This window comes from Acidovorax delafieldii 2AN, assembly GCF_000175235.1.
Lineage (GTDB): Bacteria > Pseudomonadota > Gammaproteobacteria > Burkholderiales > Burkholderiaceae_C > Acidovorax > Acidovorax delafieldii_B.
The window spans coordinates 1-1,218 of record NZ_ACQT01000513.1 but is presented as its reverse complement, the minus strand read 5'-3'; the positions used below and the strand labels follow the sequence as shown (position 1 = coordinate 1,218).

1 protein-coding gene is annotated in these 1,218 nt (G+C 67.9%); it reads left to right on the top strand.

The window, feature by feature from the left end; genetic code table 11:
• Positions 1 to 165 precede the first annotated feature (165 nt).
• A partial coding sequence (locus ACDELDRAFT_RS22690; RefSeq protein ID WP_005801382.1) for an ABC transporter substrate-binding protein occupies positions 166 to 1,218 on the top strand: 1,053 nt, incomplete at its 3' end.

Genomic DNA, 1,218 nt, shown 5'->3' with positions numbered 1-1,218 from the left:
TGCCAGCCCTGCTGGACGTGGACTGAGCCCCTGCCGCGGCCTGACCGCGCCTGCGCGGTGCAGCGGATGTCGCGCGGCAACAACCCTGTCGCTGAACTGACAGTGGATGGGCGGTGACCTCGTTAGCCTGCGCCGCTGTTCCATTGTTGCGGGCGTAGTTACACCATGAGTCGTCGTCAATTCCTGTTGCGTGCCACCCAGGCCGCCGCCATCACCGGCCTGCCGGCCTGGACGCAAATCGCGTGGGCATCGGAAGAGTCGATGTCGGCGCGGCATGTGAACCTGGGTTGCTCGATCGCGCTGTCGGGCCCGCTGGGGCAGGCGGGCATCGAACAGGTGGCCGGCATGAAGGCCGCGTTTGCCGAGCTGAACCAGGCCGGCGGCGTGCATGGCCGCGAAATCCGCATGGAGGCCAAGGACGACGGCTACGTGGCCAGCCGCACCCTGCAGAACGTTACCGAGATGCTCGAGGCCCAGACGGTCTTCGCGCTCATCTCGCCGCTGGGCACGGCCAACACGGCCGCGATCCTGCCGCTGATCGAAAGCAAGGGCATCCCTACCGTGGGGCCGGTCACCGGTGCGCCTTCGCTGCGCAGCGCCGAGCAGCGCCATGTGTTTTTCGTGCGCCCCAGCTACCGCGATGAAAGCCAGCGCCTGGTCAAGCAGGTGGTGGAGATGGGCCTCAAGCGCATTGCGGTGGTCTACCTCGACAACCCGTTTGGAAAAGAGGTGCTCAAGGACATGTCGCTGGCGCTGGACAGCGCCAAGGTCGAGCGCGCCGGCCAGTTCGCCCTGGCGGTGGACGGCAAGAACGCGGCCGAACTGGCCGACAAGGTGGCTGCCGAGCGCCCCGGCGCCGTGCTGCTGGCCACCACCGGCACGGCCAACACGGCTTTCGTGCTGGCATTCCGGACCAAGGCCCAGGGCGTGCCGCTGGCGGGTTTGTCGGTGGCGGTGGTTTCTTCCGAAATGCCCAAGCTGGCGGCGGCCACGCGCGGGCTGGCCCTGGCGCAGGTGTTCCCGGATGCCACGTCGCAAAAGTCGGTGGTGGTGCGCAAGTTCCAGGCGACCATGAAGGCCGTGGGCGCCAACCCCGCGTACCTGACCAGCGGCAGCAGCCTGGAAGGATGGCTCAACGCCCACGTCATGATCGAAGGTCTGCGCAATGCAGGCAAGGACCTCACCCGCGAGCGCCTGCGCGCGGGCCTGGCCAGCATC